The organism is Kitasatospora sp. SC0581 (genome assembly GCF_048159585.1).
In the GTDB taxonomy this organism is placed as follows: Bacteria; Actinomycetota; Actinomycetes; order Streptomycetales; family Streptomycetaceae; genus Kitasatospora.
Genome location: NZ_JBLRWA010000010.1, coordinates 164,513 through 179,874 on the forward strand (window position 1 = coordinate 164,513; position 15,362 = coordinate 179,874).

Below are 15,362 nucleotides of genomic sequence, written 5' to 3' on the forward strand. Positions count from 1 at the left end.
TCCGTCGACCCCGTGCGCGTGGCCTCGGAGCAACTGTTCATAGACGAGGCCGTGGAACTCGCTCATGAGCGGCGTTGCCGACTCATGCCGGCTCCTGGCCTGCCAGTGGGCGGCACGGATCAGGCGTGGTCGGCCGCGGAGTATGCGGCCCGGAACTCCTGGGTGGTCACGAAGGCCGAACCGCGTACCGCATGCGGCCGGCCGGTGGCGACGAGCTGCCAGGCCGCCTCGGCGGCGGCTCGCTGCTTGTCCAGCCGGTGCCGTTCGACGACGGTTGTGAACTCCTCGGGTATCTGTCGCTCATCGACGACACCAGCCAGCGCCATGTCGCCCGTGGGGCCCATGCCGTAGGTCTGCAGCTTTGACCAGCCAAGTTCGCGCGCTGCCTTGCGCATTGCCGATCGGATGAGGGGGACGCCGCCGAGTTCCTCGGCCTCCTGGGCGGTCAGGCGCAGCTCGTACGACCCGCCGTAGCCGCCGGCATCTGCCGGGCACGTGCGGCGCAGGAGGGGGATCAGGACAGCGACCAGCTTCTGGTGCAGCGGGTCATTCGTATAGGAAGCCATGTCGGGAGCGTAGCCGCGGCCTCTGACACGGCGAGTCTCGTCGGCGGTGGGTCGCGCTCGCCGGACGGAAGTCATACACGGCCGATAATGTCATGATTTGTAATATTTAAGAAAAGATCTTCCCAGGTGCAGGCGTGGGTGGTGGTGAGGGGGAGGGAGAGGGGGAGGACGGGCATCCGGGGGTCATGCCGGTCCGTTGACCAGTTGACAGGTGTGGCGTCAGGGCTGATCGGCAACAGGGGGCCGTCCGGGGACTTCCGGCTCGCTCTCCGGGCGAATCCCGCCCGGGTGCTCGCCATCGAAGTCCCCTGGGGCGCAGGCTGCTTCCGTGACCGCGTCGCACGGGCGCGGTGCGAGCGGAAGGACTCACATGACGAGCACGCGCGGCCGCATCGCCGCTCTGCTGGGCGCCGTCGCGGTGGTCGCCGGCACCACCCTGGCCACCCCCGCCACCCCCGCAGCCGCCACGGACAGGCCAGGCGGCGGGATCACCGGGCAGGCACCCTGCCCGGACGCGCCCGAGTTCACCTGCGGGACCCTCACCGTCCCGCTGGACCACAGCGGCGCCGTCCCCGGCACCCTCGACCTCGCCGTGGCCGTCGGCGGCAACACCAAGGCCCCCAAGGGCGACCTGCTGTTCCTCTCCGGCGGCCCCGGCCAGGCCAGCGTCCCGACGGTGCGGCAGATGGCGGGCAAGCTGGAGCCCGTCCTCAAGGACTACCGCCTGGTCATGTACGACCAGCGCGGCACCGGCCGGGGCGCGCTCCAGTGCCCCGGCCTCCAGGAGGACATGGGCTCCTCCGACCTCGCCGTGCCGCGCCGGCAGTCGATCGCCGACTGCGCCGCCGCCCTCGGACCGAACGCCCGCTTCTACAGCACCGCCGACACCGTCGCCGACATCGACCTGCTGCGCCGCGCCCTCGGTGCCCGGCGCCTCACCCTGGACGGCGTCTCGTACGGCACCATCGTCGCCGAGCGGTACGCGTTCGCCCACCCGTCCCGGGTGGCCCGCCTGGTGCTGGACTCGGTGGCGCCGCCAGGGGGTTTCGACCCCCTCGACCTGGCCGCGATGCCCGCGACCGCCCGGGTGCTGCGGGCCGCCTGCCAGGCCACCGGCTGCACCACCGACCCGGCCGCCGACCTCGCCGCCACCGTCCGCCGGTACGGCAACGGGGCGCAGGTCCTGAGCGCGCTCACCGGCTTCGAGTTCATCGACCCGGACTTCGGCGGGGTCCCGGAGGCGCTTCACGAGGCCGCCGCCGGGCAGCCCGCCAAGCTCCAGGACCTCTTCGACCTCGTCCACCAGGTGGTCGACGCCGCCCCGGCCGAGGACCTCAGCCAGGGCCTGCACTCCGCCACCATCTGCGCCGACGCGCGCTTCCCGTGGGGCGGCACCGACACCCCGGTCGAGGGCCGGGCGGCCGCGCTGGAGCGCACCCGGCAGCGGCTGACCGCCGAGCAGACCTGGCCGTACGACCCGGCGACCGCGACCGGGCTCGGCAGCCTCCTGGTCTGCCTGGACTGGCCGCGCGAGCCGGTGCCGCCGCTCCCGCCGGCGCACCGCAAGCTGCCGAACGTGCCGGTGCTGCTGCTCGGCGGCGACCGCGACATCGCCACGCCGTACGAACTGCTCTACGAACAGGCGAAGTTGGCGCACGACCCGCAGATCGTGATCGTCCCCGGGGCGGCGCACTCGGTGCAGAACCGGGCGGCGAACCCGGCCGGGCGGCAGGCGGTGTACGACTTCCTGCTGAAGTAGCCGAAGCAGCGGGGGAACGGAAAGCCCGGGGCCCGGACCGCAGCCACCGCGGTCCGGGCCCCGTCGGCGTCCGCGGGCCGCGCTACCTATGCCCGGACGCCTACGGTCCGGCCAGGTCGCCGACTTAGGTCACCGGCGCCGGTTCCCCATGCAGTCGGATGACCGATGCGTCCTTTCTGCCCTCGCCGCCACAGTGGTGCTGCTCCGCGAACGAACGTCGGAGCGCCCCCTGGGCAGTTGAAGAGCAGAGGAGACCATCATGATGAACCTGCGGCGACTGGCGACGAGGCTCGCGGTGGGTGCCGCCACGGTGGCCGGGGTGCTCGCCGCCACGACGACGACGGCGAGCGCCGACATCCTCACCTCGATCGAGACCGGTCCCGGCAAGTGCCCCGCCAACTGGGTGTGCCTGTGGAGCGAGAACAACTACATCGTGGGGAACCCGAAGGGCGGGGTCGACTACGGGGCCGTGGGCGCGAACGAGAACATCGCGGACCTGGCGTCGTTCAAGTTCGAGAGCAAGCTCTGGCGCTGGAAGGGCATGGCGGACGAGGCCTCCTCGGTCGTGAACAACACCGGGAGCAGCATCTGCTTCTACGAGCACAGCAACTACGGCGGCCTGGAGTTCAAGATCGGCCCCCGGGAGAAGTGGGCCTCCGTCCCGTCGTGGATCAACGACAAGATCAGCTCCTTCAAGTTCTGCTGACCTGCCCCCTCCCTTCCTCCCTTCCTCCCTTCCCTCCTTCTCCTTTCCTCGACCTGAACGGATCGTCATGAAGCTCTCCAGGAACCTGGCCAAGCTGGGCCTGTCCGCCGCCGCCGCCGTCGGCCTGATCGTGACCGGGGCGACCTCCGCGAGCGCCACCAACGTCTACGACATCGGCCACGGGGCCGGGTCGTGCCCCGACGGCTACGTCTGCCTGTGGTCGGAGGCCAACTTCATCCGGGGCGGGACCATCAACGACGCGAAGTTCGGCTCCTTCGCGTCGAACCAGGACACCGGCGACATGGGCAAGCTCCAGAAGCGCAGCTCCGGTGGGGACAAGGGCATGCAGGACATCACCTCGTCGGTGCTGAACAACACCGGGAGCAGCATCTGCTTCTACGAGAACAACTGGTACACCGGCCTGGAGTTCAAGATCGGCCCCGGGGAGCACTGGCCCTACATCCCGTCGTGGATCAACGACAAGATCAGCTCCTTCAAGTACTGCTGACCCCTCATCGCCTCGACCCCCACCTCGACTCCCCACCTCGACCTGAACGGATCGTCATGAAGCTTTCCCAGAAGATGACCAGGCTCGGCCTGTGCGCGGCCGCCGCCGTCGGACTGGTCGTGACCGTGTCGGGCTCCGCCAGCGCCAACACGATCCTCGGCATCGGTCAGGGCGCCGGCGCGTGCCCCACCAACTACGTCTGCCTGTGGACCGAGAACAGCTACGTCGGCAACACGGGCTCCACCGGCAAGTTCGCGGCGATCGCCTCGGACCAGAACATCAGCGACATGGGCAAGCTGGAACGGAAGAACGGCCTGTGGACGGGGATGCAGGACGTCACGTCGTCGGTGGTGAACAACACCGGGAGCAGCATCTGCTTCTACGAGAACAACGACTACGGCGGCCTGGAGTTCAGGATCGGCCCCTGGGAACGGTGGCCCTCCCTCCCGTCGTGGATCAACGACAAGATCAGCTCCTTCAAGTACTGCTGATCCGCCGCAGGACCCGGCCGACCCCCGCGGCCGTGTGAAACCGTAGGCCCGGACCGCGTCCACCGCGGTCCGGGCCTACGGTCCGGAGCGGGATCCCTCAGTCCGCCGGTGGCCGCTCGGTCAGCTTCTGCTGCCGCCTGGCCTGCTTGGCGGCCTTGCGGTCGGCCTTGGTCATCGCGCCGGAATCCGTGCCGGCGGGGGCGTCGACGGCCGCCGGGGCGGCACCGGAGGGGCTCGCCGGTTGCGCCGGGGGCTCGGCCTTGGACTTGCGCAGACCCTTGGCGACCCTCTCCAGGGTCCGTCCGATCTCCCGGAGGCGCTCCCACTCCGCGGGCTCGAAATCGCCCGTGTGGTCCTTCCGGTAGCGGCCCAGTTCCTGCGTGAACTGGGCCGCTTTCTTCAGGCCGTGGTGGATGAGCTCGTCGTTGTCCGCGTTCTCGGCCAGTACGTCCGCCAGTTCCCCCTCGGCGGTGATCTGCGAGTGGAGGGTCAGCAGGTCACGGGCGTCCCTCTGCCGCTTCTCCGCCAGGACCTCTCCCTCCTTCTCCTTGCGCATGGCGAAGGCGGTCACCTTGTCCGTGAACAGGCGCAGCGGCGCCACGACCGTCAGGGGGACCCGGGCGGAGCTCTCGTGCACCTGCATGTCCCGCGTCTCCGTGGGCACTTTGCCCAGCGTGACGCTGACCTCGGCCCCGCCGAACGTGCCCTTCACCGTCGTGCCGTTGGCGTCCGTGCCCGCTTCGTCCTGCAGCAGGGCTTCGAGGTACGCGATGACCTGCCGGCGCAGCTCCGGGTCCTGGCCCTCGGGGTCGGCGATGTGGAGCCGCAGATCGAGGTCCTGGACGGGCCGTGCGGCCTTCAGCGCGGCCACCCCGCCTCCGCCGCCGATGCTCAGGTGCAGCCCGCTGACACCCAGCCGGTCCTTGACGTCGTCGTTGATGACCCGTTCCAACGTGGCCGCGACGCCCAGCCGGAACTCGGATTCGGCGTCGGTGTCCGATCCGCCTTCGGCGCGCTGGACGGCGGCCGGAGGACGGGCCGGGACGTGGCCGACGGTGTGTCGGTGCTGTTCGGGCCGGGCCTGGGAGTGGCCGACCTGGGAGTGGCCGGTCTGGGAGTGGCCGGTCTGGCGGAGCATCTGGACGACCGCGGCGTTGCCGACCGTGGCCTGGAGGCCGAGCAGCCGCGTGGGCGGGGCGGGGCTGGGCTTGCGGGCGGGGGTACGGCGGCCTGTCTCGGTGGCTCTGGTGGTCTCGTGATCGTGCAAGGAAGGCTCTCCACGGGCGCGGGGCGGTCGACTCCTCCTTGATACTGGGCGGGGGCGAACCAGTGCCAGGTACGGGCGGGCAGCAAAGGTTGCCCGGGCGGGCAACGCGCCGGTACGTGCGCGAACTCGCCTGCGGGGCAGGTGGCCACGACTCCGCCGAACAGTGGGCCCGGACCGCGTCCGGCGCGGTCCGGGCCCACGGCTGTTCACGAGCCGGCGGTGGCCGCCTCCAGGGTGGTGGCCATCACCGGGCTGGTGAAGGTGTTCGTCGCGTCGCCCGTGGAGGGGTGGTACGAGCCCCACTTGAGGTAGTTCCGGTCGCCGTCCCAGGTGGTGCCCTTGAACGTGCCCGAGCCCGTGGTGAGCGTCTGCTTCACGCCGTCGAACCAGAAGTCGATGGTGCCGTCCGTGCGGCCCAGGCGGATCTTCAGCGCGTACGAGTGCCAGGTGTTGTTGGCCGTCTGCGCGGTCCACAGGGAGTGCGCCACGTGGGCGGTGTCCCACTCCTGGAGGCGGACGCGCCCGTTGACGATGTCGATCTCGATCGGGTGGTTGGCGGTGTCGGTGCTCGGCGAGCACTTCAGCTGGAAGACGTACCGGCTGTTGGTGTCCTTGATGTCCACCTTGGACGACCAGCCCAGGTAGAAGGTGTCGCCCTCCTTCAGGTCCGGGCTGAGCGTCTCGCAGCGCTCCTCGCCGGCGGCCTGGAAGGCCCGCCACACGCTGCCCTTGGCGGGGTCCTTCACCACGCCGAAGTTGTTCGCCGCGCACTGGACGGCCTTGAACGAGGACGGGCCCGTGCTGGTGCTCGGCGTCCACAGGACCTTGCCCGCGTCGGCGGCGGGGCTGCTGGCGGAGGCCTGGCCGCAGGTGAGCGCCAGCGTGGCGAGGGCGGCGGCCGCGGTGGCGGCCTTGCGGCGGTGGGTCAGAGGGGACATGCCTCTCCCGGGGGGATGAGTGGCCGATACGAGCGAGCAGTGATTCGACCAGCAACCGGCCCGCCCGGCCAGACGAAACGGCCGACGGAAGTGCTTTTCGGTCACTTCCGCCGGCCGTCCTCCGGGGTGAACCCGGCCCCGCTCCCGTCCGTTACGGGGTGCGCGGTGCCCCGGTTCCCCCGGCGCCCTCAGCGCCTTCCGCGTTCTCGTCGTACGAGGAGGTGCCCTCGTCCAGCAGCGGCTCCTGCGTCTTGAGGTGCGCCGGCGCCAGCGCCCGCAGCGCGTGGTAGCCGGTGATGACGACCAGCGTGCCGAGCGCGATGCCGCTGATGCTGAAGGTGTCGGTGAACTTCAGCGACACGTTGCCGATGCCGATGATGATGCCCGCCGCGGCCGGCACCAGGTTCAGCGGGTTGCGCAGGTCCACCTGGGACTTGGTCCAGATCTGCGCGCCGAGCAGGCCGATCATGCCGTACAGGATCACGGTGATCCCGCCGAGCACCCCGCCGGGGATCGCGGCCACGATCGCGCCGAACTTCGGGCACAGGCCGAACAGCAGGGCGAAGCCGGCGGCGCACCAGTAGGCGGCCGTCGAGTAGACCCGGGTGGCGGCCATGACGCCGATGTTCTCCGAGTACGTGGTGTTCGGCGGGCCGCCGACCGCGGTGGAGAGCATGGAGGCGACGCCGTCCGCCGAGATCGCGGTGCCCAGCTTGTCGTCCAGGTTGGAGCCGGTCATCTCGCCGACCGCCTTGACGTGCCCGGCGTTCTCGGCGACCAGCGCGATCACCACGGGCAGCGCCACCAGGATCGCCGACCACTGGAAGGACGGGCCGTGGAAGGTCGGCAGGCCGATCCAGTCCGCCTTGCCGACGCCCGACAGGTCCAGGCGCCAGTGGTCGGTCATGTGCCCGCCGCCGTCCACCGAGTGGATCTTCCCGAAGACCTGGTCGAACAGCCAGGAGATCCCGTACCCGAACAGCAGCCCCAGGAAGATCGCCACCCGCGACCAGAAGCCGCGCAGGCACACCACGGCCAGACCGGTGAACAGCATCACCAGCAGCGCCGTCCACTGGTCCTGCGGCCAGTACGTCGAGGCGGTCACCGGGGCGAGGTTGAAGCCGATCAGCATGACCACCGCGCCGGTGACGATCGGCGGCATCGCGGCGTGGATGATCCGCGCCCCGAACCGCTGGACCGCCACCCCGACCAGGAACAGCACCACGCCCACCACGAACACCGCGCCGGTCACCGTCGCGCTGGTGCCGCCCTGCGCCCGGATCACCGCCGCCACGCCCACGAAGGACAGCGAGCAGCCCAGGTAGCTGGGCACCCGGCCCTTGGTGGCCAGCAGGAAGATCACGGTCGCCACGCCGGACATCATGATCGCGAGGTTCGGGTCGAGCCCCATCAGCACGGGCGCCACGAAGCTCGCCCCGAACATCGCCACCACGTGCTGGGCGCCCAGCCCTACCGTGCGGGGCCAGGAGAGCCGTTCGTCGGGACGGACCACCGCCCCCGGCGCGGGCGTACGCCCGTCACCGTGCAGCTTCCAGCGCACGCCGAGATCCATGGGTGTTTCGCTTTCTCTGTACTTCCGAGGAACTGTCCGCACCATTGTGGTGGCCGCCGGGTGCCCTGGCGATCACCCGGCCCGCGCGTGAGCTGCGCGGACGTGTGGTAACAGCCGTCGGAGTCGGTTCCTCCGCTTGGTCCTGGCCCGCCCGGCGCGGGCGGTTCGTCCGGCCCGCCGGGCTCGGCTTCCGAGGGCTCAGCGCGGCCGGCGCTCCCACTCGCTGCCGCCCAACGGGTAGTCGTAGCCCGGCCGCCCGGTGGCCCCGCTGGTACGGAACGGCGTGTTGCCCGCGGCGACGCGCATCGTGCCCTTGCGCCCGCCGCTGGACCAGTCCAGGGTCAGCTCCCAGCGCACGTCGTGCGCCCGGGTGTGCGCGGTGACGTAGAAGACCTCGGGATCGGACTCGCTGACCTTGCGCGGGAAGGAGCGCTGCCCGCCCCGGGCGGTGACCGTCGGACTGCCGCTGTCCAGGTCGATGTCGAAGGAGGCGCTCTCCACCCCGCCGCCGCAGCCCACCCCCATCGCGTAGTCGTTCCAGGGGAGCGGCGCGCCCTTGGTCACGACCCGTACGTGCAGCGCCTCCAGGACGACGGTGTCCTTCCCGGTGCCCTGGACGGTCAGCGCGACCCGCTGCTCCCCGGAGGCGACCGCGCCGTACGCGGCGGCCCAGCGCGGCGCCTCCGGCTCGTTGGCGGGCGGGCCGACCTGCTGGGGCGGGCTGTCGACGAGGAAGTGCTGGTAGCACGGGTTCTCGTAGACGTAGGGGCGGGTCGCGATCCTCAGCGGCGCCGGGTCGGTGGTGGCGGTGGGGGAGGCGCTCGCGGAGACGCCCGGGCCGGCCTCACCGGCCCCGCCCGGGTCGGAGCTGGTGAGGCCGGAACCGGCCGCGGTGCCGGGAACGGAGTCGGAGGACGAGGGGGAGACGGAGGGCGCCTGGCCCGCGCCGCCTGGGGGAGTGGACGCGGAGGCCCCCGGCGTCGAGGGCCCGGCACTGCCCGGCTGCCCGGTGTCGGTGGCGGCCGCCTCGGCGGCGCCGGCCGGGCGCTGGTCGGCGGCCGCCTCCGCGCTCCCACCGTTGGCCCCGTTCCCGTGCCCGCCGGAGGGGACGAGGCTGAACGCCACCGCCCCCAGCACGGCCGCCGCGGTGACGGCGGCCAGCAGCACCCGGCGCCGGCCCCGCCCCGGCGCGGGGCCCCCGGCCGGCACGCCGACGGCGACCGGCTCGTCCTCCTCGCCGTCCGGCGGCCCGTCCGGCGTCGGCTCGGACGGCGCCGGCCCGGACGGCGCCGGCCCGGTGTCCGCCTCCCGTACGGGCTCCGGGACGGGAGCGGGTACGGCCGCAGGTACGGCGGCGGCCGCGGGAGCGGAAACCCCCGCCTCCTGCCCCGGCCGGGCCCGGCGCGCCCCGTCGGCCAGGATCCAGCGCCGGTGCAGCTCCATCAGCTCCTGCGGCGTCGCCCGGCAGAGCCGCGCCAGGCGGTCCAGCGGCGCGAACTCGGGCGGCACCACGGCGCCGATGCAGTAGCGGTGCAGCGTCGAGGTGCTCAGGTGCAGGCGCTTGGCGAGCGTCCCGTAGCTGAGCCCCGAACGCTCCTTCAGTTCCCCCAGCAGTGCCGCGAGATCGTCCGCCGCCGGGCTCCCCGTCGCGTGCGGCATTCCCATCGTCCAACCCCCATGTCTCATCCCCGTGTTCCAGGGCCCCGGCATCCCCCCTGCTCAGGGCCCCTCCCAGTGTCCCAGCGTCCCTGACCGGCCGTCGACCGTGGCGGCTGGGACGGGCCACCGGGCAGGCTCCGGTCATCCAAGCACCACACCGAACGATCTTCGAAGAGGCCACGCCCACATGCTCGGCATCCGCACCGCCCGTACCTCCCGCACCCGCCTCCTGGCCGCCGTCGCGACCGCCGCGCTCGCCGCGCTCACCCTGACGGCGTGCAACGACGACGCGGGGGACGCGGGCGGCAAGGGGACCTCCGCGAACTCCCCGGCGCCCACCGCCCCGCCCGCCGCGAGCGCCCCCGCCCCGGCGGCCCCCGCCCCTGCCCCCGCACCCGCCACCGGCGCCCCGGCCCAGACCGGCTCGCCCGCCTCCGCCAAGCCCTCCGCGAAGGCGCCCGCCGCCCCGAAGCCGCCGAGCCCCGCGGACGGCAAGGCCGTCACCTGCGAGGGTTCCGTCACCAAGACCGTCGCGGCTCCGCTGACCCGCCCGGTCAACCATCTGCTGCTGACCGTCACCAACACCGGCAGCGCCCCCTGCTACCTCTACGGCTACCCGGCCGTGCGCTTCGGCGAGGCCCAGTCGGTGCCGCCGGTCATCGAGGACTCCAAGCCGCAGGCCGTCGTCACGCTCAAGCCCGGCGAGTCCGGCTACGCCTCGGTGAACCTGTCCGCCACCGATGGCAGCGGCGCCCACGGCCGCACCGAGACCTCGCTGGCCGTCTACTTCCACGGCCCCTCCGGCAACGAGAGCGTCGGCGCGGGAAGCAACCCTTCGCTGCCCGCCAAGGGTCTGTACATCGACGACTCGCTCAAGGTCGGCTACTGGCAGCAGTCCATGGACGACGCCGTCACCTCGTAGTCCCCGGACCAGGCGGGGCGGGGCCGGTGCCCGCCGCCCCGCCGTCCGCGGTGCGCCGCCCCGCCCGTTCGTGGGCGACGCTCCGCGACCGACGGATCGCGTGCTGTCATATGCTTGTCATATACATCTGATCCAAGGGGGGTGCGTGGAGTTCCGACTGCTGGGCTCGGTGACCGTGGTGGCCGCGGACGGCCGCGAGCTTCCGGCCGGATCGGCCAAGCGCCGCAGCCTGCTGGCCATGCTCCTGCTGAACCCCGGAGCACCGGTCACGGTCGAACGGCTCACCGAGACCCTCTGGGACGAGGAACCGCCCCGGCACTCGCGCACCGTCATCCACAACCACGTCTCCGGGCTGCGCTCCCTGCTCACCGCCCACGACGCCCCCGCCGCCGGCGTCGAACTCGTCACCGACAACGGCGCCTACCGGCTGCGGACACCCGACCAGGCCGTGGACACCATACGGTTCGACCGCCTGGTGGCCCGCGCCCGCTCCCTGGACGACGCCGCCCGGGCCGCCGCCGACCTGCGCGAGGCACTCGCCCTGTGGCGGGGCCCCGCCCTGGCCGGCACCACCGCCGGCCTGCCGCTGCAGTCCGCCGCCCGGGCCCTGGAGGAACGGCGACTGGCCGCCGTCGAGGACCTGGCCCGCGCCCACGGCCGGCTCGGCGACCACTGCGCGGCCGCCGGCCTGCTGCACACCGAGGCCACCGCCGACCCGCTGCGCGAACCGCTGGTCGCCCACCTCATGCACGCGCTCGGCCGCGCGGGGCGCCGCTCCGAGGCCCTCGACTGGTTCCACCGCACCCGCCGGGCCCTCGCCGAGGAACTCGGCATCGACCCCGGACCGGAACTCACCGACGCCTACGCCCGCCTGCTGCGCACCGACACCCCGCCGAGCCGCCCCGACGCCGCCCCGCGCCCCGCCCTGCCGCCGGGCCGCTCCGACCGGGTGCCGCCCGCCCGGCACCCGAGCGACCAGGAACCGCCGGACCGCCTGGCCTTCGACCGGCAGGCCTTCGACCCCGTGCCGCCCACGCGGGTCCCCACCGTCGGCGGCCTGGCCTCCGTCCCCGACCAGCGGCCCGCACCCGCACCCGCCCCCGCACCCGCCCCCGTACCGGTCACCGCCCGCCCCCCGGCAGCACCCGCCGCCACTGCCGCGCAGCACACCCCCTGGCCCTTCCCCCGCCGCCCGCGCGGCTTCGCCGGCCGGGAGGACGAACTGGCCGCGCTCGACCGGGCCACCGCCGCCCCCGGCGCCGTCGCCCTGCTCACCGGCGGCGCCGGCGTCGGCAAGACCACCCTCGCCCTGTCCTGGGCGCACCGCCGCCACCAGGACTTCCCCGACGGCCGGCTCTTCGTCGACCTGTGCGGCCACAGCCCGCTGCCCGAGCGCGACACCGCCGCCGTCCTGCGCGAACTGCTGCTCGCCCTGGGCCTGCCCGTCGAGCGGATGCCCGCCACCGCCGAGGCGATGGGCGCCCGCTACCGCGAACTGACCGCCGGGCGCCGGATGCTGATCGTCCTGGACAACGCCCGCCGCTCCGACCAGGTGCGCCCGCTGCTGCCCGACGGCGACGACTGCGTCACCCTGGTCACCAGCCGCGACCGGCTCGGCGGCCTGGTCGCCTCCGACGCCGCCCGCCCCGTGCCGCTCGCCGAACTCTCCTCCCCGCAGGCCGTCACCCTGCTCGCCGCGACCCTCGGCCCCGACCTGGTCGCCGCCGAACCCGAGGCCGCCGCCCGCCTGGCCGACCTGTGCGACGGCCTGCCGCTGGCCCTGCGGCTGGCCGCCGCCCGCCTGGCCACCGGCCCGGCCCGCGCGCTGGCCGCCCTCGCCGACGAACTCGCCGACGAGCAGGACCGCCTGGACCTCCTCGACGTCGAGGACACCAGCGTCGCCGCCGCGCTCGCCCTGACCGTCCAGCACCTGGGCGAACCCGCCCGCCGGACGTTCCGCAGCCTCGGCGCCCACACCGGCGCCACCCTCGACAGCCGCACCGCCGCCGCCCTGGCCGGCTGCCGCCCCGACGAGGCCGCCGCCGCCCTGGCCCAACTGGCCACCGCCCACCTGATCGTGCAGATCGGCCGGGACGCCTACACCCTGCACGACCTGGTCCGCCTCTACGCCCGCAGCCTGCCCGGCGACACCGACACCCAGGTGCTGCCCCGCCTGCTCGACCACCTGCTCAACACCCTCCTCACCGCCTGCGCCGCCGCCGAACCGGGCAGCGAACCGTGCTGCGCCCTGCCGCCCGGCACCCGCCGCCCCGCCGAGGTCCGCCCCTTCCCCGACCGGGCGAGCGCCCTCGCCTGGTACGCCGCCGAACGCGACACCCTGCGCGGCGCCGTCGAGGCGGCCGTCGCCGCCGGACTGCACGACCGCGCCTGGCGCCTGGTGCTGCTCCAGTGGCCGCTGATCGTCTGGCAGGTCCGGGACGGCTGGGCACCGCTGCTCGAACACGGCCTGGCCGCCGCCGAGGCCGACCGCGACCCCGGCGCCCAGTCCCGCGCCCGGGCCCTGCTCGGCTGGGTCCTGCTGGAGGAGGGCCGCCCCGACCAGGCCCTCGACCACCTGGAACGCGCCCCCGACCTCGCCGCCCGGGCCGGCGACGGCTGCGCCCAGGCCGTCGCCCTGGTCAACCACGCCGTCGCGCTCGCCCGCCACGGCGACCACGCCGGCCGGGCCCGGGTGCACGGCCTGCTGCTGAAGGCCCTGTCCCTGGCCGAACGGGCCGGCCGCGCCGACCTCGTCGGCCTCGCCCGCCAGCACCTGGCCCACGAGTGCCTGGCCGCCGGCGCCCACGAGGAGGCCGCCCAGCACGCCGCCCGCGGCCTGGCCGTCGCCGAACCGCCCTTCCCGGTCACCCGCCGGGTGGTCCTGCAGACCCTCTACGGCCGCGCCCTGGCCGCCACCGGCCACCCCGAGGAGGCCGCCCGCCACCTCGGCGCCGCGCTGCGCACCGCCCGCGCCCACCAGTACGGGGAGGGCGAGTCGGAGGCGGGCGCCGCGCTGCGCGCCCTGTCGGACGGCGGCGCCGCGGTGGCCGGCGCCGTCGCGCCCGCCGCCGCGCCGCCCGCCGCCGTCGCGCCCGGCACGGCCGTGCCCGCCACCGCCCCCGGCGGCCCGGCGTACGCGCGGCCGTCGACCTACCCGCGCTGACCGGACCCGCGCTGACCGGACCCGCGCCGACCGGACCCACCGCCGGCGGCCGGGCACCCCCGCGCAGCACTGGCGGGCCCGCCCGAAGGGAAGGATGGACACAACGGGGGAAGCCCGGGCAGCGGGCGAAGCCGGCACACCACCTGCCCGAGGGGGATGCGCGATGACCACGCCGCCGGAGCCGAACCGTCGGTCCGAACTGCTGGAGCTGTACCTGCTCGCCGTGGAGATGGCCGACCGGGTCTCGGCCCGCCGGGGCAGCGCCAACACCTTCTTCCTGTCCGTGCAGACCGCGCTGGTCACCCTGATCGGCTTCGGCATACCGAAGTTGTCCGAGTCCCCGTGGTGGGTGCCGACCGCCGTCGCGCTGGCCGGCATCACCCTGTCCGGCGCCTGGTGGATGCAGCTGCGCAGCTACCGGGACCTCAACGGCGCCAAGTTCCAGGTCATCAACAGCCTGGAGGAGAAGCTGTCCGCGCGGATCTACACCGACGAGTGGGACGCCCTCAGGAACACCGCGGCGGCCGGCCGGCGCCACCGGCACTACACCGAACTCGGCACCACGGAACGGCTCGTGCCGATGATATTCGCGGCGGCCCATCTGATCCTGCTCACCGGCACGCTCGTCAGCGGCACACTGGCCGTATGAGCCACCTCGACCCCATCGCCGACCTGATCCGCTCCTGCCTGCCCACGGAGGCCAGACCCCCCGAGGGCGCCGACGACCTGTTCCGCCTCTACGCCGTGCTGCTCCAGGCCAAGGGCGAGCAGGTCACCGACGAGGACGTCCACAACGCCTGGACGGCCTGGACCCAGACCACCGACGACACCCACCGGGCCCTGGTGCCCTTCCACGACCTCGACGCCCGCACCCGCGCCCTGGACGCCCCGTACACCCTCGCCATCCGCACCGCCGCCCGCCGGCTCCACCGCCCCGCCACGGCCTGAGGACGGCCGCGGCCCGAGGACGGCCGCAGCCGGGGGACGGCGACGGGCCCGCGGCGGGGGAGCGGCCCCGGCCGCGGGCCCGGCACCGTACGCGGGATCAGGCGCCGGGCATGCCGGGGGCGGCGGCCGCCAGCTCGTCGACGGTGCCGGACATGACGGTGCGCAGGTGGCGGGTGAGGTGCTCGGCGGGCCAGTGCCACCAGGCGAGGTCCAGCAGGCGGGCGATGTCGGCCTCGTCGTACCGCAGCCGGATCACCTTGGCCGGGTTGCCGCCGGCGACGGCGTAGTCGGGGATGTCGGAGGTGACGACGGATCCGGCGGCGACGACGGCGCCGTGGCCGATGCGCACCCCGGGCATGACGGTGACGCGGTAGCCGAGCCACACGTCGTGGCCGACGACGGTGTCGCCGCGCCCGGGCAGGCCGGTGATCAGGTCGAGGTGCTCGGCCCAGGAGCCGCCCATGATGGGGAAGGGGAAGGTGGAGGGCCCGTCCATCCGGTGGTTGGCGCCGTTCATGACGAACCGCACCCCGGTGGCGAAGGCGCAGAACCTCCCGATGACGAGCTTCTCCGGCCCGTAGTGGTAGAGCACGTTGCGGGTCTGGAAGGCCGTCGGGTCGTCCGGGTCGTCGTAGTACGAGTACTCGCCGACCTCGATCAGCGGCGAGGTGAGCAGCGGCTTGAGGAGCACCACCCGCGGCTGTTCGGGGAAGGGGTGCAGCACGGTCGGGTCGGGCACGGCGGGGATCACCAGGGGGCACCGCTCTCGTGTTGACGGGACATCAGGGGTTCCATGATCCATCGGACGGCGCGGCGGTCCGGCGGTTTTCCCCGCACCGGCCGCCTTCCTTGATCAAATGAC

Annotated in this window: 14 protein-coding genes; 8 read left to right on the forward strand and 6 right to left on the reverse strand. The window is 73.6% G+C overall.

The features are described 5' to 3' along the window. Positions 1 to 119 precede the first annotated feature (119 nt). A complete protein-coding gene (locus tag ACLWS4_RS18595; RefSeq protein ID WP_049653198.1) occupies positions 120 to 566 on the reverse strand; it encodes a hypothetical protein in 447 nt (148 codons plus the stop codon). 370 nt (positions 567 to 936) lie between these two features. On the opposite strand from ACLWS4_RS18595, the gene ACLWS4_RS18600 reads away from it, so the two are divergent. From ACLWS4_RS18600 to ACLWS4_RS18615, 4 genes are all read left to right on the forward strand, one after another. Beyond that, positions 937 to 2,325, forward strand: coding sequence for an alpha/beta fold hydrolase (locus ACLWS4_RS18600; RefSeq protein WP_416874653.1), 1,389 nt, complete (start codon positions 937 to 939; stop codon positions 2,323 to 2,325). A 259-nt stretch (positions 2,326 to 2,584) separates the two neighbouring features. Beyond that, positions 2,585 to 3,031, forward strand: a complete 447-nt coding sequence (locus ACLWS4_RS18605) for a peptidase inhibitor family I36 protein (protein ID WP_416874654.1) — start codon at positions 2,585 to 2,587, stop codon at positions 3,029 to 3,031. 67 nt (positions 3,032 to 3,098) lie between these two features. Next, positions 3,099 to 3,539 (forward strand): peptidase inhibitor family I36 protein, encoded by a 441-nt coding sequence (locus ACLWS4_RS18610; RefSeq protein WP_375876220.1) that lies wholly within the window; start codon positions 3,099 to 3,101, stop codon positions 3,537 to 3,539. Between the two features lie 56 nt (positions 3,540 to 3,595). Further along, a complete protein-coding gene (locus tag ACLWS4_RS18615) occupies positions 3,596 to 4,030 on the forward strand; it encodes a peptidase inhibitor family I36 protein (protein ID WP_416874655.1) in 435 nt (144 codons plus the stop codon). Between the two features lie 97 nt (positions 4,031 to 4,127). Here the strand turns inward: ACLWS4_RS18615 and ACLWS4_RS18620 are convergent, their stop codons facing one another. The 4 genes from ACLWS4_RS18620 to ACLWS4_RS18635 form a co-directional block, all read right to left on the reverse strand. Beyond that, the gene (locus ACLWS4_RS18620; protein WP_416874656.1) at positions 4,128 to 5,297 is read right to left on the reverse strand and encodes a hypothetical protein; all 1,170 of its coding nucleotides are present in this window, start codon (positions 5,295 to 5,297) and stop codon (positions 4,128 to 4,130) included. Between the two features lie 206 nt (positions 5,298 to 5,503). Further along, entirely contained in the window at positions 5,504 to 6,235 is a 732-nt protein-coding gene (locus tag ACLWS4_RS18625; RefSeq protein ID WP_416874657.1) for a heparin lyase I family protein, read from the reverse strand. 151 nt (positions 6,236 to 6,386) lie between these two features. After that, positions 6,387 to 7,808, reverse strand: coding sequence for a uracil-xanthine permease family protein (locus ACLWS4_RS18630; protein ID WP_416874658.1), 1,422 nt, complete (start codon positions 7,806 to 7,808; stop codon positions 6,387 to 6,389). A gap of 198 nt (positions 7,809 to 8,006) precedes the next feature. Further along, on the reverse strand, positions 8,007 to 9,467 hold the full coding sequence (locus ACLWS4_RS18635) for a helix-turn-helix domain-containing protein (protein WP_416874690.1): 1,461 nt from the start codon (positions 9,465 to 9,467) through the stop codon (positions 8,007 to 8,009). A gap of 196 nt (positions 9,468 to 9,663) precedes the next feature. On the opposite strand from ACLWS4_RS18635, the gene ACLWS4_RS18640 reads away from it, so the two are divergent. The 4 genes from ACLWS4_RS18640 to ACLWS4_RS18655 all read left to right on the forward strand — a co-directional run bounded on the left by ACLWS4_RS18640 (position 9,664) and on the right by ACLWS4_RS18655 (position 14,500). Continuing rightward, a complete protein-coding gene (locus ACLWS4_RS18640; protein ID WP_416874691.1) occupies positions 9,664 to 10,389 on the forward strand; it encodes a DUF4232 domain-containing protein in 726 nt (241 codons plus the stop codon). 145 nt (positions 10,390 to 10,534) lie between these two features. Continuing rightward, positions 10,535 to 13,552, forward strand: coding sequence for a BTAD domain-containing putative transcriptional regulator (locus ACLWS4_RS18645; protein ID WP_416874659.1), 3,018 nt, complete (start codon positions 10,535 to 10,537; stop codon positions 13,550 to 13,552). 163 nt (positions 13,553 to 13,715) lie between these two features. After that, positions 13,716 to 14,201, forward strand: a complete 486-nt coding sequence (locus ACLWS4_RS18650; protein WP_053112619.1) for a hypothetical protein — start codon at positions 13,716 to 13,718, stop codon at positions 14,199 to 14,201. Continuing rightward, entirely contained in the window at positions 14,198 to 14,500 is a 303-nt protein-coding gene (locus ACLWS4_RS18655) for a DUF7701 domain-containing protein (protein WP_074005344.1), read from the forward strand. The genes ACLWS4_RS18650 and ACLWS4_RS18655 overlap by 4 nt, the downstream gene beginning before the upstream one ends. 97 nt (positions 14,501 to 14,597) lie before the next feature. Here the strand turns inward: ACLWS4_RS18655 and ACLWS4_RS18660 are convergent, their stop codons facing one another. Beyond that, entirely contained in the window at positions 14,598 to 15,248 is a 651-nt protein-coding gene (locus ACLWS4_RS18660; RefSeq protein WP_117491136.1) for a CatB-related O-acetyltransferase, read from the reverse strand. Positions 15,249 to 15,362: the final 114 nt, after the last annotated feature.